Origin of the sequence: Pseudomonas sp. NA-150, from assembly GCF_044336365.1 — a bacterium.
Lineage (GTDB): Bacteria > Pseudomonadota > Gammaproteobacteria > Pseudomonadales > Pseudomonadaceae > Aquipseudomonas.
Genome location: NZ_CP172305.1, coordinates 3,758,698 through 3,779,807, shown reverse-complemented (window position 1 = coordinate 3,779,807; position 21,110 = coordinate 3,758,698). Strand labels below are relative to the sequence as shown.

General features: G+C 54.1%; 21 protein-coding genes, 2 tRNA genes and 1 pseudogene. 14 read left to right on the top strand and 10 right to left on the bottom strand.

Annotated features, from left to right (window positions below):
- Positions 1-64: 64 nt before the first annotated feature.
- From ACF0H7_RS18000 to ACF0H7_RS17990, 3 genes are all read right to left on the bottom strand, one after another.
- Positions 65-346: a peptidylprolyl isomerase gene (locus tag ACF0H7_RS18000; protein WP_397448253.1), complete on the bottom strand. Its 282-nt coding sequence runs from the start codon at positions 344-346 to the stop codon at positions 65-67.
- Between the two features lie 72 nt (positions 347-418).
- Positions 419-1,504, bottom strand: coding sequence for a 3-deoxy-7-phosphoheptulonate synthase (locus ACF0H7_RS17995; protein WP_397448252.1), 1,086 nt, complete (start codon positions 1,502-1,504; stop codon positions 419-421).
- A 336-nt stretch (positions 1,505-1,840) separates the two neighbouring features.
- Entirely contained in the window at positions 1,841-1,987 is a 147-nt protein-coding gene (locus ACF0H7_RS17990) for a hypothetical protein (protein WP_397448251.1), read from the bottom strand.
- A 197-nt stretch (positions 1,988-2,184) separates the two neighbouring features.
- Between ACF0H7_RS17990 and ACF0H7_RS17985 the strand changes: the two genes are divergently transcribed.
- Positions 2,185-2,619: a GNAT family N-acetyltransferase gene (locus ACF0H7_RS17985; protein ID WP_397448250.1), complete on the top strand. Its 435-nt coding sequence runs from the start codon at positions 2,185-2,187 to the stop codon at positions 2,617-2,619.
- 32 nt (positions 2,620-2,651) lie between these two features.
- On the opposite strand, the gene ACF0H7_RS17980 is transcribed toward ACF0H7_RS17985, so the two are convergent.
- Positions 2,652-2,885 carry a DNA-binding protein gene (locus ACF0H7_RS17980; protein ID WP_397448249.1) on the bottom strand — a complete coding sequence of 78 codons (234 nt, stop codon included), beginning with the start codon at positions 2,883-2,885 and terminating at the stop codon, positions 2,652-2,654.
- A gap of 80 nt (positions 2,886-2,965) precedes the next feature.
- Between ACF0H7_RS17980 and ACF0H7_RS17975 the strand changes: the two genes are divergently transcribed.
- From ACF0H7_RS17975 to ACF0H7_RS17930, 10 genes and pseudogenes are all read left to right on the top strand, one after another.
- A complete protein-coding gene (locus tag ACF0H7_RS17975; RefSeq protein ID WP_397448248.1) occupies positions 2,966-3,319 on the top strand; it encodes a helix-turn-helix domain-containing protein in 354 nt (117 codons plus the stop codon).
- Between the two features lie 198 nt (positions 3,320-3,517).
- Complete coding sequence (uvrY, locus tag ACF0H7_RS17970) at positions 3,518-4,162, top strand: UvrY/SirA/GacA family response regulator transcription factor (protein ID WP_397448247.1); 645 nt, start codon at positions 3,518-3,520, stop codon at positions 4,160-4,162.
- Between the two features lies 1 nt (position 4,163).
- Complete coding sequence (gene uvrC / locus ACF0H7_RS17965; protein ID WP_397453935.1) at positions 4,164-5,987, top strand: excinuclease ABC subunit UvrC; 1,824 nt, start codon at positions 4,164-4,166, stop codon at positions 5,985-5,987.
- A gap of 32 nt (positions 5,988-6,019) precedes the next feature.
- Entirely contained in the window at positions 6,020-6,580 is a 561-nt protein-coding gene (pgsA, locus tag ACF0H7_RS17960; RefSeq protein ID WP_397448246.1) for a CDP-diacylglycerol--glycerol-3-phosphate 3-phosphatidyltransferase, read from the top strand.
- Between the two features lie 60 nt (positions 6,581-6,640).
- Positions 6,641-6,716: transfer RNA gene (locus ACF0H7_RS17955), tRNA-Gly, on the top strand.
- Between the two features lie 45 nt (positions 6,717-6,761).
- Positions 6,762-6,835 (top strand) — tRNA-Cys (locus tag ACF0H7_RS17950).
- A gap of 228 nt (positions 6,836-7,063) precedes the next feature.
- The gene (locus ACF0H7_RS17945; RefSeq protein ID WP_397448245.1) at positions 7,064-8,107 is read left to right on the top strand and encodes a hypothetical protein; all 1,044 of its coding nucleotides are present in this window, start codon (positions 7,064-7,066) and stop codon (positions 8,105-8,107) included.
- A gap of 265 nt (positions 8,108-8,372) precedes the next feature.
- Positions 8,373-8,540, top strand: a complete 168-nt coding sequence (locus tag ACF0H7_RS17940; RefSeq protein WP_397448244.1) for a hypothetical protein — start codon at positions 8,373-8,375, stop codon at positions 8,538-8,540.
- 627 nt (positions 8,541-9,167) lie between these two features.
- Positions 9,168-9,938 (top strand): annotated as a pseudogene (locus ACF0H7_RS17935) (MCP four helix bundle domain-containing protein); the annotation flags it as partial.
- Entirely contained in the window at positions 9,915-10,793 is an 879-nt protein-coding gene (locus tag ACF0H7_RS17930) for a methyl-accepting chemotaxis protein (RefSeq protein ID WP_397453934.1), read from the top strand. The pseudogene ACF0H7_RS17935 and the gene ACF0H7_RS17930, both read left to right, overlap by 24 nt.
- 199 nt (positions 10,794-10,992) lie before the next feature.
- Here the strand turns inward: ACF0H7_RS17930 and ACF0H7_RS17925 are convergent, their stop codons facing one another.
- The 4 genes from ACF0H7_RS17925 to ACF0H7_RS17910 form a co-directional block, all read right to left on the bottom strand.
- Positions 10,993-11,487 carry an EF-hand domain-containing protein gene (locus ACF0H7_RS17925; RefSeq protein ID WP_397448243.1) on the bottom strand — a complete coding sequence of 165 codons (495 nt, stop codon included), beginning with the start codon at positions 11,485-11,487 and terminating at the stop codon, positions 10,993-10,995.
- A gap of 215 nt (positions 11,488-11,702) precedes the next feature.
- A complete protein-coding gene (locus tag ACF0H7_RS17920) occupies positions 11,703-13,151 on the bottom strand; it encodes a catalase (protein WP_397448242.1) in 1,449 nt (482 codons plus the stop codon).
- A complete protein-coding gene (locus tag ACF0H7_RS17915; protein ID WP_397448241.1) occupies positions 13,148-13,687 on the bottom strand; it encodes a hypothetical protein in 540 nt (179 codons plus the stop codon). The genes ACF0H7_RS17920 and ACF0H7_RS17915 overlap by 4 nt, the downstream gene beginning before the upstream one ends.
- A gap of 166 nt (positions 13,688-13,853) precedes the next feature.
- Positions 13,854-15,140 (bottom strand): MFS transporter, encoded by a 1,287-nt coding sequence (locus ACF0H7_RS17910; protein ID WP_397448240.1) that lies wholly within the window; start codon positions 15,138-15,140, stop codon positions 13,854-13,856.
- Positions 15,141-15,501: 361 nt separating this feature from the next.
- On the opposite strand from ACF0H7_RS17910, the gene ACF0H7_RS17905 reads away from it, so the two are divergent.
- The gene (locus tag ACF0H7_RS17905) at positions 15,502-16,242 is read left to right on the top strand and encodes an SDR family NAD(P)-dependent oxidoreductase (protein WP_397448239.1); all 741 of its coding nucleotides are present in this window, start codon (positions 15,502-15,504) and stop codon (positions 16,240-16,242) included.
- Between the two features lie 58 nt (positions 16,243-16,300).
- On the opposite strand, the gene ACF0H7_RS17900 is transcribed toward ACF0H7_RS17905, so the two are convergent.
- Positions 16,301-16,813, bottom strand: coding sequence for a winged helix-turn-helix transcriptional regulator (locus tag ACF0H7_RS17900; protein ID WP_397448238.1), 513 nt, complete (start codon positions 16,811-16,813; stop codon positions 16,301-16,303).
- A gap of 287 nt (positions 16,814-17,100) precedes the next feature.
- On the opposite strand from ACF0H7_RS17900, the gene ACF0H7_RS17895 reads away from it, so the two are divergent.
- Complete coding sequence (locus ACF0H7_RS17895; protein ID WP_397448237.1) at positions 17,101-18,765, top strand: FAD-dependent oxidoreductase; 1,665 nt, start codon at positions 17,101-17,103, stop codon at positions 18,763-18,765.
- 265 nt (positions 18,766-19,030) lie between these two features.
- Complete coding sequence (locus ACF0H7_RS17890; protein WP_397448236.1) at positions 19,031-19,552, top strand: winged helix-turn-helix transcriptional regulator; 522 nt, start codon at positions 19,031-19,033, stop codon at positions 19,550-19,552.
- Between the two features lie 314 nt (positions 19,553-19,866).
- Here ACF0H7_RS17890 and ACF0H7_RS17885 read toward each other — a convergent pair whose 3' ends face one another.
- On the bottom strand, positions 19,867-20,763 hold the full coding sequence (locus tag ACF0H7_RS17885) for a LysR family transcriptional regulator (RefSeq protein WP_397448235.1): 897 nt from the start codon (positions 20,761-20,763) through the stop codon (positions 19,867-19,869).
- Positions 20,764-21,110: the final 347 nt, after the last annotated feature.

Genomic DNA, 21,110 nt, shown 5'->3' with positions numbered 1-21,110 from the left:
TTTTGACGGGCAAATAAAAACGGCCCGTCAGATAGACGGGCCGTTCGGCAGTCGGGGAGAACGATCAGTCCTGACGGCTGGTGACTTCCAGCAGGTGATAACCGAACTGGGTTTTTACCGGGCCTTGAACAACGTTCACGGGTGCGCTGAACACCACGGTGTCGAATTCCTTGACCATTTGGCCTGGTCCGAACGAACCCAAATCGCCACCTTGACGGCTCGACGGGCAGCTGGAGTTGGCTTTGGCAACGTCAGCGAAATCAGCGCCGGCTTCGATTTGCGCTTTCAATTCGTTGCACTTTTCTTCGCTGGAAACCAGGATGTGGCGGGCAGTGGCTTTAGCCATGAAATGTTACTCCTGTCAAAAAAGGGAAAGCCTACCCGATTAGGGACTGCATTTCCCCCGAAAGTTCCCGGTTTACCTGTAGCGCAGCTTGTTCACCGCGTCGCGCAACAGCTGTTCGGTACCTTCCCAGCCCAGACAGCCGTCGGTCACCGAGACGCCGTAGCGCAGTTCGTTATTCAGCGGTTGGCAGCCTTCGAACAGGTGGCTTTCGAGCATCATGCCCACCAGCGACGTATCGCCCTGCAGACGCTGGGCCAGCACGTCGTTGAACACGGCCGGTTGGCGTGTTGGGTCTTTGCCACTGTTGGCGTGGCTGCAATCGACCATGATCCGTGGCGCAATCCCGACTTTTTCCAGGCCGGCGCGTACTGCTGCGACGCTCTGGCTGTCGAAGTTAGGCCCGCGATGGCCGCCGCGCAGCACGATATGGGTGTCCGGATTGCCCTGGGTTTCGATGATCGCCGGGTGGCCGTGGCGATCGATGCCGAAGTGCCGGTGCGCATGAGCCGCCGAGCGCATCGCGTCTGTGGCCACGCCGACACCGCCGTCGGTGCCGTTCTTGAAACCCACTGGCATCGGCAGGCCGCTGGCCATTTCCCGGTGGATCTGCGACTCAGTGGTGCGCGCGCCTATCGCCACCCAGCTCAGCAGGTCGTCGAAGTAGCCGGCGGCCATCGGTTGCAGGATCTCAGTGGCAATCGGCAAACCGAGGCGGACCATTTCCAGCATCAACTCGCGGGACAGCGTCAGGCCACGGGCCATGTCATCACGGCCATCGAGATCGGGATCGTAGGCCAGGCCTTTCCAGCCCACCGTGGTCCGTGGTTTTTCCACGTAGGCACGCATCACCAGCAGCACTTGGTCGCTGACTTCGGCGGCGAGTTTGGCCAGCTTTTCGGCGTATTCGAGGGCGGAGCGTGGGTCGTGGATCGAGCAGGGGCCAACAATCAGCAATAAACGGGAGTCTTCACCGTTGAGTATGGCGCGCACGGCCTTGCGGTGGGCGGCGACCTGTTGGCTGAGGGCGGCATCGAGCGGCAGTTGATGCTTGAGCTGCAAGGTGCTCGGCAGACGTTGTGGGCCAGGGACGCTGTCGATCAGGGTCACGCTGTGGGGCAGCAGGTCGTTCAGGGGTTTTACGGCAACGGACGAATTCATGGTCTGGCTTCCTGGGCGGGCGCGGGGATCTACCGCGCTCGACGCCCTATTGGGGTGTTCGACAATTGGCCGTGTCGGCCGTCAATGCTGGCTTGCCACCTGAAAGTGACCGTTCGGAGGCGGCAGGCTGTCCCGAGCGGAGGCTGCTAAATCGCCAGGCGGAGTCGATGTCGTTGCGGTAATAAGTGGCGTAATTCATGTCTTTTTTCCTTGATTCGATTCAGTTCAATACGTTTTTTGGGGGCCTGAAAAAACAAAACCCCCGATCGGGGTTGCCGACCGGGGGTAGAGAATTCTCTGGTTGGCGTCCCCTTGAGTCTGGGCGCCGGATGGGTATCAGGCGCGCCAGTGGCTAAACCAATACCCATAATAAAAGTCGACTGGAGCCACCATCGCGTCCAGGGCAATCTGCGCAGGCATGAGCACCGCCGAGCGTTGCACGCTGGCAGAGGCTGGGGCCTGGGATTGAATGAACTGCGACATGGTGTGTCTCCGGTTGATGGAAGCGAGCTTACTGTAGGCGTGGGTGGCTGTTCAATTAGTAATTTTCATTACGCCTATTGAAGGAGTGGATGCCTTATTGCGCGGGGCAGGCTGGCCATGGTGTTATTTACTCGGGTGGGTCTGTATTCGATTCTGCTGCCTGGCTTGGGCAGAGACACTATGACGAGAGCGAAGCAATGGATGTACAACTTCGTCAGGCAACAGCGGCTGACCTGGATTTCGCCCGCGAGCTGACCCGGGTCAACATGCGTCCTTATTACGCACAGTACGCGCGTATCTGGCAGGCGCAGTCATTCGACGATGAGTGGGGCGTGCGTCAGAGTTTCATCATCAACAAGGTCGACAAGCCGATCGGCTTCCTCAGCATCAGTCTGGAGGCGCGCTATCTCTATCTGCGCGATGTGCAGCTGTGCGAACCCTATCGAGGTGAAGGTGTCGGTGGCTGGGTCATGCAGCAAATCATGACGATGGCGCAGGCTCGAGGTGCTCGCCGGATTCGGCTGAAAGTGTTCAAAAGCAACCCCGCCATGCAGCTGTATCAGCGACAAGGTTTTACGGTGGTGCGCGAGGAGCGGGCGTCGTACTGGATGGAGCGTCAAGTGCTCGCCTGAAACGCCGGGCTTCAGGTGGTCACGGCGTCCACTCAGGATTCAGGGGCTTGAGCGCCAGGGGTTTTGTCACCCGGGATCGTGCCGATCTTCATTCCCAACAGCACCGCCACTTTGTGCGATTCGCCGCGACGTCCTTTCTTGCGGCCCGCCAGGATCTGATAGGTCGTGGCGGGATCGACGCTGTTTTCCCGCGCAAAATCCTGCACGGACTTACCCTGTTGCTCCAGCCAAGCCTTGGCTTGTGCAGCGGTACGTATTCCGGGCATAGTTCAAAACCGTTCAAATCAGTTTAATTTGCCCAATTCTACCCCTCATAAGGATTGGGTCAACAGGATTATGCATTCAAATGAATGGAATAGGTTCCCGGTTACTCAAAGAGAGAGAGCGCTTAGGGCTTTCGCAGCGAGCTTTTGGCGAAATTGGTGGTGTGCAGGCAAATGCTCAAGGCAAGTATGAAAGCGGTGACCGTGCACCCAAGGCTGATTATCTGGCTGCCGTCGCTGCCGTGGGGGTGGATGTATTGTTTGTATTGACCGGAACCCCGACGCCTGCTCCTTTCGATAACCTCAGCGCGAACGAAGAAAGGATCCTCAGCAATTTCAGAATTTTGCACCACGAAGACCAGGACGCTATCCGCCGCCTGACCACCACCATGGCAGAGCTGTCGGCATCCAATGGTATGAACAACAAACGCGTCTGAGCAGGTCTCCCGCCGCCGATCATGGCTCCGCCTTGGCACAAAAGAAAATCCTGATATATGAACAAGTTAGTGGTAGCTTGTCAGCACCGTTGTTCGCTCATTGGCTTTGCACCGTTTTCGAGCATCGAGTCAGGTCAGGCTCGTGGTTTTTTGCTAAGGTGATGAGCATTCGTCATGACTGTTTTATGAGGTGTCTGCTTGATTAAGGTGCTAGTAGTCGATGACCATGATCTTGTTCGAACAGGCATTACACGGATGTTGGCCGATATCGATGGTCTACAAGTGGTGGGACAGGCTGATTCAGGTGAAGAGTCCCTGAAGAAGGCGCGCGAGCTTAAGCCCGATGTGGTGTTGATGGACGTCAAGATGCCTGGCATTGGCGGCCTGGAGGCTACGCGCAAGCTTTTGCGCAGTCATCCGGACATCAAAGTGGTTGCGGTGACGGTCTGCGAAGAAGACCCGTTTCCCACTCGTCTGTTGCAGGCCGGTGCGGCGGGTTACATGACCAAGGGCGCGGGCCTGGCGGAAATGGTTCAAGCGATCCGTCAGGTGTTTGCCGGGCAGCGTTACATCAGCCCGCAAATCGCCCAGCAACTGGCGCTCAAATCCTTCCAGCCGCAAACCAGCAATTCGCCCTTTGATTTGTTGTCGGAGCGCGAGATTCAAATCGCGCTGATGATCGTTGGCTGCCAGAAGGTGCAGAGCATCTCCGACAAGCTGTGCCTGTCGCCGAAAACCGTGAACACCTACCGTTATCGTATCTTTGAAAAACTCTCGATCAGCAGCGATGTCGAGTTAGCGCTGTTGGCCGTTCGCCACGGCATGGTGGATGCCAGTCTCTGAAATGACCCAAACGTTCGATCCAAGTGCCTTTCTTGAAACCTGCAGTGGCCGTCCCGGTGTCTACCGGATGTTCGATACCGAGGCGCGGCTGCTGTATGTCGGCAAAGCCAAGAACCTGAAAAAGCGGTTGGCCAGCTATTTCCGCAAGACCGGCCACGCGCCCAAGACCAGCGCCCTGGTGGCGCGCATCGCGCAGATCGAAACCACCATCACCGCCAACGAGACCGAGGCACTGCTGCTTGAGCAGACCCTGATCAAAGAGTGGCGACCGCCTTACAACATTCTGCTGCGCGATGACAAGTCCTACCCCTACGTGTACCTGTCCGATGGCGATTTCCCACGGCTGAGCATTCATCGGGGGGCGAAGAAACCCAAGGGACGTTATTTCGGGCCTTATCCCAGCGCCGGGGCCATTCGTGAAAGCCTGAGCCTGTTGCAAAAGACGTTTCTGGTTCGCCAGTGCGAAGACAGCTACTACAAGAATCGCACCCGTCCGTGCCTGCAATACCAGATCAAACGCTGCAAAGGGCCATGCGTGGGCCTGGTCGAGCCCGAGGTGTACGCCGAAGATGTGCGGCACTCGATCATGTTCCTTGAAGGCCGCAGCAATGCGCTGACAGACGAGTTGAATGCGTCGATGGAAAAAGCCGCCATGAGCCTGGAGTTCGAGCGCGCGGCGGAGTTGCGCGATCAGATCTCGTTGTTGCGTCGGGTCCAGGACCAGCAAAGCATGGATGGCGGCACTGGCGATGTGGACGTGGTCGCGGCGTTCGTCAACCCCGGCGGAGCCTGCGTGCATTTGATCAGCGTGCGCGGCGGCCGGGTGTTGGGCAGCAAGAGCTTCTTTCCGCAGGTGGGCATTGAGGAGGAGGTAGGGGAGGTGATGTCGGCCTTCCTGGCGCAATATTTCCTCAGCGATCACGACCGTGAATTGCCCGGTGAAGTGATCGTCAACGTGGTTCACGATGACTTCCCGACCCTTATCGACGCCATTGCGGCCTTGCGCGGCCACGACATGGCGATCAGTCACCGCGTGCGCGGTACCCGTGCGCGTTGGCAGCAACTGGCGGTGACCAACGCCGAGCAGGCATTGACCGCGCGCCTGGCCAATCGTCAACACACCACCGCGCGTTTCGAAGCACTGGCCAAAGTGCTGAACCTCGACGAGCCGCCGCAACGCCTGGAGTGCTATGACATCAGTCATTCCAGCGGTGAAGCGACCGTCGCATCCTGTGTGGTGTTTGGCCCGGAAGGGCCGATCAAGGCCGATTACCGGCGCTATAACATCGAAGGCATCACCGGCGGCGACGACTATGCGGCGATGCACCAGGCCTTGACCCGACGCTTCAGTCGACTCAAAGACGGCGAGGGCAAATTGCCCGACATCCTGCTGGTGGACGGCGGCAAGGGCCAGTTGTCGATGGCGCGAGACGTGTTGAACGAACTGGCGGTGCCAGATTTGATTCTGCTCGGCGTGGCCAAGGGTGCGACCCGCAAAGCCGGCTTCGAAACCCTGTACCTGAACGACGCCGCCCATGAGTTCACCCTCAAGGGTGACGATCCGGCCTTGCACCTGATTCAGCAAATCCGCGACGAAGCTCACCGCTTCGCCATTACCGGTCACCGGGCACGGCGCGGCAAGACGCGTCGCACCTCGACCCTGGAAGGTGTGGCCGGCGTTGGCCCGACCCGGCGTCGGGATCTGCTCAAACACTTCGGTGGATTGCAGGAATTGTCCCGCGCCAGCATCGAAGAAATCGCTAAAGCACCCGGAATCAGTAAAAAGCTCGCAGAGTCGATTTATGCAAACCTGCACAGCGAGTAGAATGCCCGCTCACCTCGTAGCCAGTTGTGCCGATGAATATCCCTAATCTGATCACCGTATTACGTGTCCTGCTGATTCCGATCTTCATTCTGCTGTTTTATTTGCCTTACCCGTGGAGCTACAGCGCCGCCAGCTCTGTCTTCGCCGTGGCGGCGGCAACGGATTGGCTCGACGGCTACCTGGCTCGCCGCCTGGAGCAAAGCACCCCGTTCGGTGCCTTCCTCGACCCGGTGGCCGACAAGCTGATGGTCGCGGTGGCACTGGTGCTGCTGGTCCAGGCCCATGCCAACCTATGGCTGACGCTGCCGGCCGCGGTCATCATCGGCCGTGAAATCGTCATCTCCGCCTTGCGCGAATGGATGGCCGAAATCGGCGCCCGTGCGCACGTCGCCGTGTCCAGCCTGGGCAAATGGAAAACCGCCGCGCAAATGCTGGCGCTGGTCATCCTGCTGGCCAATCCGCCGGCAGTAACCTTCTGGGTTGTGCTGGGTTATGTACTGTTAATGGTGGCGGCAGGGCTGACCTTATGGTCGATGGTGCAATACTTGCGCGCTGCCTGGCCGCACCTTAAGACCACTACTGAAAAAAAATAAGTTTTTGAATCAAGGGGTTGACGTATCTATTTGAATCTATAGAATGCAGCCCACCAAGACGCGGGAATAGCTCAGTTGGTAGAGCACGACCTTGCCAAGGTCGGGGTCGCGAGTTCGAGTCTCGTTTCCCGCTCCAAGTTTAAAGCGTTGGGTGTCAGTAGTATCGACACCGGGCGTCTGGGGCCGAGTAGCAAAATGGTTATGCCGCGGATTGCAAATCCGCTTACGCCGGTTCGATTCCGACCTCGGCCTCCACTCTTAAGCCTTCAAGATTAACGTCTTGAAGGCTTTTTTGTTTGCGCGAGAAAGTATGCGCTCGCGATTTAAACAGCTCCCAGACCCAGAACTTCCAGTTATTGTGCTAATGGATCGAGCGAAAGCAAACATTCATCAAACATAAATAATATCAAAACGCCATCGACGCATACACCGCTCCTCAGTAACATTCCCCGCTTTACCTCCCGCGTACACCAAGGATGACCCATGCCGTTCCCGCTTTTCCGTCCGCTGCGTGCGGTAACCGCTATTGCAGTGTTGTCTTCGTTGCTCAGTGGTTGCAGTTTTCATGGTTCTTATCCCGACGCTACCGAGTCTGATGCGGCCAAACTGAGGTTTATTTCGAACACACAAAACTCCACGCTCGATGTATATGACGCGCAACACTGTGAGGGCCAGACCACTGGAATGCTCAACAACATGTTTGTCGTCGATACGCGTCGACGTGCGGCGATGAGCGTGGCGCCGCCGGCGGATGCGCGGGGTTATTTGGAGGTCAAACTCAAGCCGGGGAAGGATACTTTCGTGCTGCTCAACACCAACGGTGGTTATTACGTGTGTGGCAATGCGTTTAACTTCACGCCGCAGCCGGGTGAGGAGTATGAGGTGACGCTTAATGCAGGGCCGGGTCAGTGCATGACGCAGTTGCAGCTTCTCAAGCACGTCAACGGCAAGGATGTGCGCAGACCGATACCGATGTTTTCTACGGGGTTAACGGCGTGTGCCGGTCGTGCGCCGCTTTTCCCAAAATCATTGGCGGATACTCCCCAGCGCATTGATCTGATTAATCGCATCGTCGAGGCCAGTAGCCAGACCACCCTCTTGCTGTACTCCAAGGACCTTGAAGGCCAGAGCGCATCGCCCGAAAAGCTGGACACATTGATTGCTGAACGCAAGGTGTTAATGGGCGAGGTCAAGTTGCCGGACGATTACTGGGCTCAGTACCGACAGAATCTGATAGCGTTTTTTGACGAAGAAAGCGGTATCCAGGCGCGCACCCTTAAGTTTTACAAAGATATTTATCGCAAGCGCCTGGAGCGTACCGAGGATGAAGTGCTGGAGCACTGGTTGCAGCCAACAGACGAAGCGCTCAGAGCGCGCGTTCTGGCAAACAACAAGCTGATGGTTGCGTACTACGAAAACACCGGCAAGAGTGTGAAACTGGAGACCATCAATCATCATTTGCAGCGTATGAGCCAACTGGATGAGCGCTATGGCGTCTGCGCGCGCTTTGAAAAGTGCTGGCAGTAGCAGGGCGTTGGCCGAGGCTGGTTCGGCTTCTTCGGCTAAAGGAAGTGGCGCTATAACCTCCTGCATTGAGCGCAAGAAAGGTTATCGCTTTAACTCATAACGACGTCGCCTTTAGGTCAAAACATTACTGGACCGGGCGCATGGGCTTTGATAGAAAAGAGGTTGCCTGGCCCCCACCTTGATGGAGACAGAACGGGGTAGGAGCGGGCCGCACCACCTCCATTTTTAGAATGGAAACCGCCCAACATTGAGTTGGGAATGATCAATGAGCCTGATCGCCAACCTTCGGGATTACGCTGCGCCACTCGCCAACTGCTCGCGCACCTGCGCGTTAGGGCTTGTTGATCGCTTTCACCGGAGATTCGTCCAGCGAGATGCTGATGAATCGTGGAATTTACATTTCAAACGGATGAAACGACAAAGGCTTGCATGAGAACCTCATGCAAGCCTTTGTTCTATGTGGTGCCCGAAGCCGGGGACGAAAATCGGCTCGTCCTTACAAGCGATTTTTCTGAATGGAAATGCTGATTTCTCCGTAGATACAGTTGTGCATGCAACTGCTTGATGATTTAATGGTTGCGCCTGCAACTAATTTTGTCCTGTGGTGGTTCTTGGGGGCTTGATCCTTGTGGTCTTCGTACCGCTAGCCAGTCTGAAAAGGAGATTCAGCAATGCCTATATAGGTGGTCACTGGCTCTATGCAGTAAATCTCCTAAGAGGCGGTCGTCAGGTTGCGCAAAATTAAACTGATCACGAGACGGGTTGAATCAGTTGCACTCGAGGCTTCTCTGCCTGTGCACTGCGTGTGGGTTTATATAACTGAATGACTCTCCAGCCAACTGGCGGAGTTTGGCCCTCTATTGCCAGTGTCGGGTGAAGAATAAGCCTGGTTCAAAACTCGTTCCGACGAAGACCGCTGTTTCCTTGATGATTTAGATAGCTGATCACCCTTGTTCGCTCGGTGCCATCAGTGCGTTGCCTAAGTATCAAAGCACACGGCCAAGTATACGGTGTACGAGTTGCTTCGATAAGTTGTCCATTCACCTACAGGTACTTGAACATGTTACGTGCTCTTAAACTTGCCCCGCGCAGTATTTTGTGTTTTGGGTTTTTTGCTGTACTGATCGTGCTGCAAGGCATCTTTTCGCTTAATCAAGCAGCCGCAATGAATGATGCCGAGAAAATGGTAGAGGCCAACGTCTTGCCGAATTTGGCACTGGTAGATAGCATCGATAATTCACTGATTCGGATACGTTTGGCGAATGCCAGACTCACCAATCCCAGTAGTTCGCAAGAAAAACAACATGATGCGCAGCAAGATATTCAGCATTCAAAAGCTCTTCTTCTGGAGGCAACAGAAAAGTTGGACAGCTTGATTATTTTGCCGGCGGGTCGGCAGGCGTTTATGCAAATGAAGGGGGGCATCGCCGAGTACCTTCCTAACAGTGAGAGGTTTTTAGCGCTGCTGGCGTCCGGGAAGTCGAATGAGGCGGCTGAGTTATCCAATGGCGAAATGTACAAAATGTCAGAATCGATTAGTGGCAACCTGGAAACACTAAAAAGGTTAAACGGTGTCAAAGCTGAAAATGCAGGGCTAAAGGCCGCGGCTGTTTACAGCGACACACTTAAGGCTAACGTGGCGATCATTATTATCGCGCTGTTCGCCACAGTGCTTCTAGCGTGGTTCTTTACGAGAAGCCTGGTTGATCCGATCAAGCAATCACTCCGAGCCGCCGAACGTATAGCGTCCAACGATTTTAGCCAAAGCATCATTGTTCAAGGCCAGGATGAACCGGGGCAATTGCTGATGGCCCTGGCTACAATGCAGAACAATCTTCGGGCAACGTTGACTGAAATTAGCGACTCGTCCACGCAGTTGGCAACGACCTCTGCGGAAATGAACGCAGTCACCGAGGATTCTGCACGCGGATTACAACGCCAAAACAACGAAATTGAGATGGCTGCTACCGCCGTCACCGAAATGAGTGCCGCGGTGGATGAAGTTGCCCGGAATGCGGTTGCCGCATCGGATGCCACGATTCGTTCGAATTCTTCATCGACATTGGGTCAGACCCGGGTCGACGAAACGGTCAGCGCGATTCACCAAATGGTCACCAATATAGGTGCCGCATCAGAGCAAATTCGCAGCCTTGCGCAGAGTGCTGAAGCGATCACTAAGGTACTGGATGTAATCCGATCGATTGCCGAACAAACTAATCTGTTGGCATTGAACGCGGCCATTGAGGCTGCTCGTGCGGGGGATGCCGGTCGCGGATTTGCAGTCGTCGCAGATGAAGTGCGCGCGCTAGCACATCGAACGCAGTCGTCTACCCGTGAAATTGAGCAAATGATTGATTCTATTCAAGGGGGAACGCAAAGCGCAGTTTTATCGATGTCTCACACCAATGACCATGCCCATAGCACCCTGAATATCGCAGAGGCCGCAGGAAAGGCCCTTGTGGAAATTAGCCGTGCGGTTTCAGAAATCAATGAGCGAAATTTGACGATTGCCTCGGCAGCGGAACAGCAGGCTAATGTGGCAAGAGAGGTCGATAAGAGTTTGGTCAGTATTCGAGATTTATCTGTACAGTCGGCTGCGGGTTCGCATCAAACGTCCGTTGCCAGTGGTGAGTTGTCTCAACTCGCGGTTGCGCTGAACCATCTGACTCAACGCTTCAAGTTTTAAGCTGCGCAGAATGGGTGGGCCGCTATTATGAAATCTTTGTGACTTTCATCTGTACAGTCAACGAATACACCTTGCAGGCCCTAAAAGCCTGCAAGGTATATTTCATATTTAAATTTCAGTAGCTTTAAGGTTCTTCGAGAATATCACCTTCTAGCACACGATTGCCCAACCAGCGACGATCATTGCTGTTAGGCAGTGATTACCCCTCGGCCCTTACCTTGTTCCAATATTGGTCAATGGTGGGAGACTCATTGGTCATGAATGATTTCATGGTTGTATCATCACTCATATAGCTCAATGCCAGACTCTGAAAGCTAGAGTTAGTATTGGTGGCATTATCGGCGATCACCCCATCAACAAACTCATCCATAGACACCGTTCCGTCCTTCGATTTGTCAAAGCTATCAAACAGTTTTTTTGCTTCGTCGGCGTCAACGCCTACGCGGCCTAACTCGGTAGCAAACTCCGAGATGTTTAACCCGTTGCTTTTATCGGTATCTGCAGCGTCAAACATTCCTGGGGCCCACACGACACCAAAAGACCGCACGCCGTATGCCGACTGTGCTTTGCTGCTCAAGGTCACGGATGTCGCTGGGCCAGACCCTGACGCCGGCGAATCAGATGGAGGCGCAGGTACCTTTGTTATGCGCGGGACGCCATAGATGGGTGTCGGTACGCTGGTAGAAATCTGCATGGTTAAGCCCTTCCTGAAGTTATAAGCATACGATTAAGCTTTAAAAATTAAAGCCAATATAGTATCGGCCTCTACATAAAAATCTTTACAAGAAAGACCCCAAAAGTCTGTTGAATTTGATGGCAATACACGAAACGGAAGGTTGGATGGCAACAGCTTCTCTCTTGAACGGGAGAGAAGCTGTCCGGAGCATTGATGGCATCCACGCCTTACTTTTATTGAAGCTGAATGCCTAAAGCGCTGGCGATGCCTTCCCCATAAGCTAAGTCGGCTTTGAAAAAGTGTTGCAGCTGCCGTTCAACTATGTCGCTCGATACGCCTCTCATTGCGTTGGCAATATTGCCTGTCAGCAAGGCTTGTTGGGCCGGCGACATCAGTCGGAACAGGGTGCCCGCCTGGCTATAATAATCATCGTCCAAGCGATGATCATGCCGATCAGCGACACCCTGCAGAGTCAAACCAGGCTCGGCATATCCAGGTGCTTGTTTCGGAGCATCGGAAAAGCTGTTGGGCTCATAGTGTGGTGTTGCACCACCGTTTGTCCCGGATGCCATGGCACCGTCACGCTGATACGTAAGTACGGGGTTGATCGGCGCGTTCACGGGCAATTGTTGGTAATTAGTACCTACGCGATAGCGCTGGGCATCGGCGTATGCGAAAACACGTCCTTGTAACATCCGATCAGGCGACAAACCCACGCCCGGTACCATGTTGCTCGGAGCGAACGCCACCTGTTCGACCTCTGCAAAGTAATTGTCCGGGTTGCGATTAAGCGCACACTCGCCGACTTTAATCAGAGGGTACGCTTTTTGCGACCATGTCTTGGTCACATCGAAAGGATTTTCGTGATGGGAGGAGGCTTGCTCTTCGGTCATTACCTGAATAAAGACATCCCATTTAGGAAAATCTCCGCGCTCGATAGCGTCGAAGAGATCACGTTGGGCGTAGTCAGGATCAACCCCTGCCAGTCGCGCAGCTTCGGCAGGTAACAGCGTTTTGATCCCTTGCTTGGTCTTGTAGTGCCATTTCACCCAATACCGCACACCGCTCGCATTGATAAGGCTGTAGGTATGACTGCCGAAACCGTGCATGTGGCGATAACCATCCGGGATTCCACGATCAGAGAATAGGATGGTGATCTGATGCAGTGATTCTGGGGAGTGCGACCAGAAGTCCCACATCATTTGCGCGCTTTTCAGGTTGCTTTGCGGCAGACGCTTTTGGGTATGAATGAAGTCAGGGAACTTCAAGGGGTCGCGTATGAAAAAGACCGGGGTATTATTGCCTACGATGTCCCAATTGCCTTCCTCCGTATAGAACTTCAACGCAAAACCACGCGGGTCGCGCTCGGTATCTGCCGAGCCTCGTTCGCCACCGACCGTTGAAAAACGCAAAAATATCGGCGTCATTTTACCAATTGACTCAAAGAGCTTGGCACTTGTATAGCAAGTGATATCGTTACTGACGATAAATAAACCATGCGCAGCCGAACCTTTGGCATGCACACGACGTTCGGGGATGTTTTCTCGATTGAAATGCGCCAGCTTTTCAATCAAATGGAAATCGTCAAGCAGCAGTGGTCCTCGTGCTCCGGCGGAACGTGAATTCTGGTTGTCGGCGACGGGCGCGCCACTGGCGGTTGTCAGTGTTATGTTCTTGCTCATGAATAATCTACTCTTTGTAGTGATGACTCGCGGGGAATATTTGACTCTATTAGTTTGTTGATATTTCTTGAGTGTGACAGTAAACCAGTGAGCATCTCGCGAGTGGCGTAGTCGTTATGTTCACTTGCACGATCGATGAATACTTTGAAGCGCTGGGGCGCCAAGGCGATGGTTTCGGTGCACGCGTAAATTTCTATCAGGCAGGCTTTGAACCCATCGGGGATTTCCGACGTTTTCGGTGGTCTGTCTTTAGTTCGTGAACATTCGAACGGAGCGCCTTGGTTGGAAAAAGCGATGCACGCGTCGAGTTGATCAACATAACGTGTCGCCGTAATCGTCATGTCTTGGAATAGGTGTTGCAGGGGGAAGAAGCTAAGGTTTCGGAGTTGCCATTGCATGACATCCAAACACGCCAGAAGTGCGGAGGCCGCAGCAAGTTGTGGCACTAGTTGAGCGATGAGTTTGAGGCGGGTTTCGTCTATCAAACCAGAGGTGTATGGGGGGATAATTATTTTACCTGGAATGCTCTGCGTCATGCAGACCTCCTCGCCAATTCAGACTGTCAAGTAACTCCGGATTATGGGTGAGAGTATTCTGGCTTGAAGAAGTACACGCGGCGAGTTAAAAGTTGCAAAGCGTTGTTAGCTGCCCTCATGGATAGCGCAATTTTTTGCTACACATGAGGGCGGGAGGGTGAGGGGATCAAATCTTTATTGAAATTCTTGCCGGCTTACTAATTGCCATGGCCAGTAATGCAGCGATGATACAGAGTAATCCCGCAATGAAAAACGAAGGTAAGTAAGAAGCAAGCTCTGTGCGCATGACCCCGGCACCATAGGCAGCAAATGCTGAACCCAGTTGGTGCCCCGCAAATATCCAGCCGAATACAATGTTGGCACGTTCCGGGCCGAAGCGTGCGGCGACCAATCTGACGGTAGGTGGAACCGTGGCGATCCAGTCCAGCCCATATAAAACAGCAAAAATCGACAAGCCAAACACCGTAAAATCAGTGAATGGCAGAATGACTAGCGCGATTCCACGCAGTCCGTAATACCAGAAAAGCAGCCAGCGGTTGTCATAGCGATCAGACAACCATCCGGAACCAACGGTACCAATAAAGTCGAAAATCCCCATCACAGCCAACATTCCGGCGGCGGCGGTAGGCAACAATCCGAAATCTCCGCACATGGAGATGAAGTGGGTTTGAATGAGCCCCGAAGTACTGGCTCCGCAAATGAAGAAGGTTAAAAATAAAATCCAAAACGTTAAAGAGGTCGACGCCTCACGCAGCACCTGAAGGGGCGTGAGTAGTAGAACCAAAAAGTTGCGCGACTTCTCGGGGTGAGCGGTGACGTTTTCGTCCCCATACAGCGGAAGACCCAGATCGGCGGGGCGGTCACGCATCAGTGCAATCACTGCAATGACTGCAAGTGCCAGCATTATGCAGATGAATCCCAAGGCTGTTCTCCAGCCGTACTGTTCGGTTAAATGCGCCAGCAATGGCAGAAACACCAGTTGCCCGGTAGCAGAGCTCGCGGACAATAGACCGATGATCAATCCGCGTCGGGTAGAGAACCAGCGCGTGGCGACGGTGGCGCCCAACACCATCGCGGTAAGGCCCGTACCCAATCCGACGACCACTCCCCACAACATGACCAGTTGCCAGAATTGCTGCATGAACATGGATGCGCCAATACCACTCATAACCACAATCAAGGCAATGATCACCACCTTGCGCATACCAAAATGGTTCATGAATGCAGCGGCAAAGGGCCCCATCAATCCATACAAGGCAAATCGGATTGCCAGCGCTGAAGAGATGTCTGCGGTTTGCCAGCCGAACTCATGTTGCAACGGAACGATAAATACACCAGGCGCTCCGACGGCTCCCGCCATGACCAACATAGTCAGAAAGGTTACGGCTGCGACCACCCAGCTGTAATGGATATCTCGACGGGCAAGCGTTGCCGCCAGGAACGGGGAGAGCATCGCAATATCCTCATTTGAAAGGGTGCAGCACCGTTTTGAGCAGTAGATCAAATGCACGGATAGGGGACGCGTACATTATTTTCCGGAAATTTGCGGGAACGGATGACTCTGCAGGGATTTGGTAGTGAGGGTACCGCAATTACTTTAATAATTGAAGCGTAATTAGGCAGACTTACCGAACGTTATGTCGCTCGTTCGCGGTCGGACAGAGCCGTTAAATGGTGTTAAGGCGCCCCTGAAATAAATAACACCATTTGACTTTTCCGAGGTGCCTAGCAGCTTCATTATCTAAAGCCAATTTGGCCGAAAGCGCTCGCTCTGATGCGGGTCCCGGTCCCACCCCCAGTCATAGGGCTCCGACATGAGTGATTTAAAAGGCAAGGTAGCTATCGTTACCGGCGCGTCAAAAGGAATCGGCGCTGGAATAGCCAAGGCACTCGCTAAGGCAGGCGCATCGGTGGTGGTCAACTATGCATCCAGTCAAGACGGCGCGGATCGCGTCGTTGCCGAAATAACTAACGCCGGTGGTCGAGCGGTTTCCGTGCAAGGTGACGTATCACGCCAGGCCGATGTGGTGCGTTTGTTCGATGAGACGATTAAAGCGTTTGGCGCTCCTGCCATTTTGGTAAACAACGCAGGAGTGTTTGCCTTTCAGCCCATTGAGGACGTGACGGAAGAGATTTTTCACCATCACTACAACAGTAATGTCCTTGGCACGCTCCTGACCATTCAGCAGGCGATCAAGCATTTTCCGGCAGAGGGCGGCAGCATCATAAACGTCAGTTCGGTGGCCGGGCTGAATCCAGCAGTCAATTCGGCTGTGTATTCCTCAACCAAAGCAGCGGTTGATTGCATTACGGTTGCGTTATCGCGAGAGCTGGGATCGCGCAACATTAGGGTGAACGCCGTTTTGCCGGGCCACACTATTACCGAGGGCACTACAGCGCTCGGAATCGAGCAGACGCGCTTCGCCAGCGAAACACCCATTGGTGCTCGATTCGGCCGGCCGGAGGACATTGCCAAGACAGTGCTTTTCCTGGCATCGGATGATTCATCGTGGCTCACCGGCGAACGCATTTGTTCTTCCGGCGGATGGCGTTGAATGCAGTGAGCCGACGCTCTTTCATAGCCTGATGAGCGCCATAAACCGAAGATGGAAGCTAATGCCCATTTCTCTTTGAGGCGCGAAAGGCTTGTCGTTTTGCACTGCGCTCGGACTGAAAGGCTTCATTCAGTGTGCAGTCACAATCATCGTAAGTGAGTGGCTTTTCACTGGATGTGTGGAGCCAGTGCTCACTGACAGTTTCTCCTGTTGGTTTGTACACCAGCTTCGTGGCTGTTTCGTCCTCAGGGCCGTAGCCACACCATTTCATTCCCCAGAAGCAGAGCATCATCAAAAGGGGATCGAGCTCTTTACCCTTGGGGGTGGGGTGATAATCGAAACGTGTTGCTCGTTCGCTATAAGGACATCGGGTGATCAGGCCATCTTTTTCCAGTCGTTTGAGCCGGCTTGACAGCAAATAAGATGACATTCCGGTCTGCGCCTGGATTTCGTCAAACCTGTGCATGCCCATCGCGAGCTCGAACATGATTAGAAGTGTCCAGCGATCACCGAATATTGCCAGCGATCTGGCAATGGGGTTAACGCTGTCGCTGACATCGTTCCAGCTCATGGGGTCATCCTTGTTTTTAAATTCAGCATTAGTGCTTCCTTGGCTCCTGCTGGCCGAGCTCAAGAATCAAGGTATTGCGATACTTTTGTAGACCCTAGTCTATAAGCTTTCTATTTTAAAGCTAGTTCGTTAGGGTTCTCCCGGTTTCTCTGGGGCGACGCCTCCTGAAGTTCCGTCACATGCCAAGGACCTAGCGGCTTCGTACTGCCGGTCCGATAAGCCTTGTGAGCCTGGATAAAGCCTGTTTATGGTCTTGCCTGACGGGCTGGATCTCAGAGGAAATACCTATGACTGTCTCCGATTCTCGCCATCACCAGATGTTTCCTGTTCTTAATGTGAAGCAAATAGAAAGTGCGATTCGATTCGCCAGTGCCGAGTCTCAGCGATTTGCGCCTGGCGAGGTGATGTATCAGGTCGGTACGCGTGGCATCGCCATTTGGTTGGTCATTCAAGGTTCGATCAATGTCGTTCGACGTGACGGTTTGGGGCGTGAAGCGGCGATTGGCACTGCGGGGCCGGGGGAGTTCACCGGTGAGGTTGGGCTGATGGGGAATCGGGCGTCATTGGCAGAGGGGCGGGCCGGAGCAGAAGGTTGTCTTGCGGTGCCATTCGACGTGCCGCATATCCGTGCGTTGGTGATCGGTTCGGCAGAGTTGGGTGAAATTGTCATGCGCGCTTTCATTCTGCGGCGCGTTCGGATGATTGAATCTGACCGAGTCGGGTCCGTGTTGGTCGGGCGCTTGGGCGAGCTCAACATGGTCAGGCTGCAAGGCTTCCTTACCCGCAATGGTTACCCACATTCTGTTCTTGATGTGGGGGCCGGCGACGCAGAGGCGTGTTCTCTGATTGAGCAGTTGGGCATTCAGAACGATGAATTGCCGCTCATGGTTTGTCCAAGTGGCACGGTATTGAAGCGTCCCAGCAATGCTGAAGCAGGCATCTGTCTAGGCATAACGCCTGATCTGGATCCGAGTGAGGTCTTTGATATTGCGGTCGTAGGGGCGGGTCCCGCCGGGTTGGCCACAGCAGTGTATGCAGCATCGGAAGGATTATCGGTTTTAGTATTGGATCAACGATCTTTTGGCGGGCAGGCTGGGGCTTCGGCGCGGATTGAAAACTACCTTGGGTTTCCAACAGGCATTTCGGGGCAAGCGCTCACCGCTCGTGCTTTTGTCCAGGCCCAAAAGTTTGGAGCAAGAATGGCAATCCCTCTTGAGGTGGCGCGACTTGACTGCCACGAGCCAGGTATTTTGACGCTTGAGTTGACAACAGGGCAGATGATTAGGGCCAAGTCTGTCGTCATTGCTTCCGGGGTTCGCTATCGCCAGCTTCCTGTGGCCAACATCGAACGGTTTGAAGGCGCCGGCGTTTCCTATTGGGCATCGACGATTGAGGCGAAGATTTGCAAGGACGAGGAAGTCGCTCTTGTCGGTGCCGGTAACTCTGCGGGCCAGGCGACGGTGTTTCTGGCGCCTCAGGTCAAACGTCTGCACTTGATCGTCCGAGGGCCAGGGTTGGAAGCTTCGATGTCCAGCTATTTGATCGAGCGCATCGCCGCTTTGCCGAACGTGGTCATTCATACGTTGACCGAAATATCGGAGCTTCTAGGCGACTCTGCAACAGGCTTGCAAGGGGCGGTATTTCACAACCGCGCCAGTGGTGAGACACAGCGCCTTGATCTGCATCATGTATTTTTATTCATTGGTGCTGATCCCAACACCCACTGGCTGGGTGATTGTGTCGAAACAGATGCCAAGGGTTTTGTGCTGACTGGTGCCGGGCTTGCTGCAGAGACACTGGAAAACTGGGCACCCCTTCCGCTGGAAACCAATCGAAAAGGTGTGTTTGCCATCGGTGATGTTCGTGCACATTCAACCAAGCGTGTGGCTGCGGCGGTAGGAGAGGGTGCGGCGGTGGTTGCGCAAATCTTCGAGTCCATGAAGAGAGGGTGACAGTCCTTTGAACCCCTGGTGCGCGTACCCGAAGCGCGCATTGGGGGTTGGCTGAGCCAGATCACCGCCCGTCTGAAATCAAAACAAAACCTCTGAAAATCACGCTTTAAAATATAAAGCAACAAATTTCGCCTGCTACCTACCTTTAATACCTGAAGCCAATCCTCTAAACTGAATGTCGTAGTCCGCGCGTTGCATCATTTTGTGGTCCGATTGAGGCAGTCTTACGTCGCGAGATGTTATTAGGATCGACATTCTATGAGGGATGGTTATGGGTTGGGATGAGGTTGGATCCACCGTGTGCCCGGTTGCGAGGTCGCTTTCGATCGTAGGGGACCGCTGGACTCTTCTGATCATGCGCGAGCTGAGCATGGGCGTTTGCCGTTTTGATGACATTCAAGCTCAAACAGGGGCATCGTCTTACCTGCTCTCCACGCGACTCAAGCGATTGGAGAAGGATGGTGTGATTGAGCGGCGTCGCTACAATGACAAGCCACCCAGGTTTGAGTATGTGGCCACTGCTAAAGGGCGGGCGCTGGATCCGATTCTGCTTTTGTTGCGCTCATGGGGCATGACCTATGGCGGCTTCGAGCCAGGTGCCGCACCTGCTGTAAAATTGGTTTACAAAGCTACCGGCGAAGAAGTAGGTGCAGATTGGCATATACCGGGTTGTGAATGGCCTTTCTCTCTTGATTGTCTGGAGGGGACGATTGGAGCTGCTTTCGAAGCAGAGCGCGAGGAAAGGAAATCATCGTTCCGTAAGGGAGGAAAATCCGATTCTGAATAGTCAGGACTCCGCGTTTTCTCTCGATTCATTCAGATCCCGATTGATTAGCTGGTAGGGCAGACCTGTGTCGACAGTATTCGGCTCTATCCTGCGCCTGCCGATGGGAGTTGCTTGTACGGGCAATGGTAGTCTGTTTGAACTACGCGTCATCGGCGAAGAGGATGCGGTGTACACGCCGGGGATTGTCCATGCAGCGCCCACATTCAATGCGTGTCTCAATATCTCAGGCGCCGCTAATCTCTCACAGTGACGATCACAATAATACCCACAAAAAATCGACACTAACTGCCAGATTATTAGATAAGGCCGCCACGCTAACCTTGTCGTGCAAACTGCTCAATGAGCCAGCTGCTTGCCGGGCCTGGAGGGCTGTCTGTACGGTAAATGGCATCGAAGCCGTAGAGGCTGGCCTTGTGATCTGGCAAGTCCAGGCGGATTAATTTTCCCGATGTAATGTCCTGCTCTACCATCGGCATTGGCATATTGCCCCAACCGACGCCGGCTTTAAGTAACATATACTTGGCGTTTAGGTCCGCTAGCCTCCATGTTCTACTGCTGGACAGCGAATACTCATTCGTTAAGTTGAGTGCAGAGCGATCCGATAAAATCAGTTGTACATGCTCGCGAGAGGCTCCATGCGCAACCGGGCCTCCTGACGCTAGAGGGTGTCCCGGCGCTGCGACCGGCACGAGTTCTACACTGCCCACGGAAACTCGTTCGATACCCTCGGTGTCGGGCGGCAGTGGACCGCTAATCCCTATTGTGGCCTCTCGTTTTAGTACTCGCTGGGTCACCGCTCCGATACTGTCCACATGCAAATGCAATGAGACTGTCGGGAATTGATCGTGAAAAAGCCCCAGAACCTCGATCAACTGACAAGAAGGCAGCATCGAGTCGAGGGTCAGGTATATTTCTGTTTCCAGGCCGCCCTGTAAACCCTTTACCTTCGCACGTAGACCGCTGATCCCGTTTGCGATAATTCGGGCTTCGGCAAGCACCATTCGTCCTGCTTCGGTTAACTGCGGTTTTCGGGTGGTTTGCCGGTCAAATAGCGAAACCCCCAATTGCATTTCCAGGTTAGCGATCGAGTAGCTGACGACGGAAGTGGCGCGACTTAGTTTCCGAGCAGCAGCCGAGAAGCTTCCTGCCTCTACCGCGGTGAGGAATACTCGCAGTTGGTCGAGCGTTGGTGTGCCGGGCTCAGAGATCATAAGTTCTTCTTGGAACAGGAAAACGGCGCCGAAGCTGGGCCAGCTCTCTGTTGACGATTTTCTGCTTGATTGACAGACCGGCTTTTCCGGGATTTCAGGTGCCTACGGGAGGGTAGAGCGGTACTGGGTGGCGCAAGCGCAAGCACCTAAATCTGCCTGTGCTGTGTCTCAATTTCCGATCGATCCCTGGTTCAGGATTGCGTCATGCCCAGACTCTGGACGACATTCTATGTAGGTTCAGTATTTGAAGCAATATTTATCGGACTGGCTTTTGTAGGAGGCTATTCCCAAGGGCTTTATTGAGAACATTGGGCTTACCTGCTTCAAACCGCTTCTATGAATACAGG

What these genes read in the sequence shown, in the direction of transcription:
- ACF0H7_RS17915 (WP_397448241.1), bottom strand. Translation starts at nt 13,687, where the DNA reads ATGACGCAGAGCATTCCAGGTAAAATAATTATCCCCCCATACACCTCT.
- ACF0H7_RS17890 (WP_397448236.1), top strand. Translation starts at nt 19,031, where the DNA reads ATGGTTATGGGTTGGGATGAGGTTGGATCCACCGTGTGCCCGGTTGCG.
- ACF0H7_RS17975 (WP_397448248.1), top strand. Translation starts at nt 2,966, where the DNA reads ATGAATGGAATAGGTTCCCGGTTACTCAAAGAGAGAGAGCGCTTAGGG.
- ACF0H7_RS17985 (WP_397448250.1), top strand. Translation starts at nt 2,185, where the DNA reads ATGGATGTACAACTTCGTCAGGCAACAGCGGCTGACCTGGATTTCGCC.
- ACF0H7_RS17905 (WP_397448239.1), top strand. Translation starts at nt 15,502, where the DNA reads ATGAGTGATTTAAAAGGCAAGGTAGCTATCGTTACCGGCGCGTCAAAA.
- ACF0H7_RS18000 (WP_397448253.1), bottom strand. Translation starts at nt 346, where the DNA reads ATGGCTAAAGCCACTGCCCGCCACATCCTGGTTTCCAGCGAAGAAAAG.
- ACF0H7_RS17885 (WP_397448235.1), bottom strand. Translation starts at nt 20,763, where the DNA reads ATGATCTCTGAGCCCGGCACACCAACGCTCGACCAACTGCGAGTATTC.
- ACF0H7_RS17895 (WP_397448237.1), top strand. Translation starts at nt 17,101, where the DNA reads ATGACTGTCTCCGATTCTCGCCATCACCAGATGTTTCCTGTTCTTAAT.
- ACF0H7_RS17920 (WP_397448242.1), bottom strand. Translation starts at nt 13,151, where the DNA reads ATGAGCAAGAACATAACACTGACAACCGCCAGTGGCGCGCCCGTCGCC.
- pgsA (WP_397448246.1), top strand. Translation starts at nt 6,020, where the DNA reads ATGAATATCCCTAATCTGATCACCGTATTACGTGTCCTGCTGATTCCG.
- ACF0H7_RS17995 (WP_397448252.1), bottom strand. Translation starts at nt 1,504, where the DNA reads ATGAATTCGTCCGTTGCCGTAAAACCCCTGAACGACCTGCTGCCCCAC.
- ACF0H7_RS17910 (WP_397448240.1), bottom strand. Translation starts at nt 15,140, where the DNA reads ATGCTCTCCCCGTTCCTGGCGGCAACGCTTGCCCGTCGAGATATCCAT.
- ACF0H7_RS17990 (WP_397448251.1), bottom strand. Translation starts at nt 1,987, where the DNA reads ATGTCGCAGTTCATTCAATCCCAGGCCCCAGCCTCTGCCAGCGTGCAA.
- uvrC (WP_397453935.1), top strand. Translation starts at nt 4,164, where the DNA reads ATGACCCAAACGTTCGATCCAAGTGCCTTTCTTGAAACCTGCAGTGGC.
- ACF0H7_RS17900 (WP_397448238.1), bottom strand. Translation starts at nt 16,813, where the DNA reads ATGAGCTGGAACGATGTCAGCGACAGCGTTAACCCCATTGCCAGATCG.
- ACF0H7_RS17940 (WP_397448244.1), top strand. Translation starts at nt 8,373, where the DNA reads ATGAGCCTGATCGCCAACCTTCGGGATTACGCTGCGCCACTCGCCAAC.
- ACF0H7_RS17945 (WP_397448245.1), top strand. Translation starts at nt 7,064, where the DNA reads ATGCCGTTCCCGCTTTTCCGTCCGCTGCGTGCGGTAACCGCTATTGCA.
- ACF0H7_RS17930 (WP_397453934.1), top strand. Translation starts at nt 9,915, where the DNA reads ATGGCCCTGGCTACAATGCAGAACAATCTTCGGGCAACGTTGACTGAA.
- ACF0H7_RS17980 (WP_397448249.1), bottom strand. Translation starts at nt 2,885, where the DNA reads ATGCCCGGAATACGTACCGCTGCACAAGCCAAGGCTTGGCTGGAGCAA.
- ACF0H7_RS17925 (WP_397448243.1), bottom strand. Translation starts at nt 11,487, where the DNA reads ATGCAGATTTCTACCAGCGTACCGACACCCATCTATGGCGTCCCGCGC.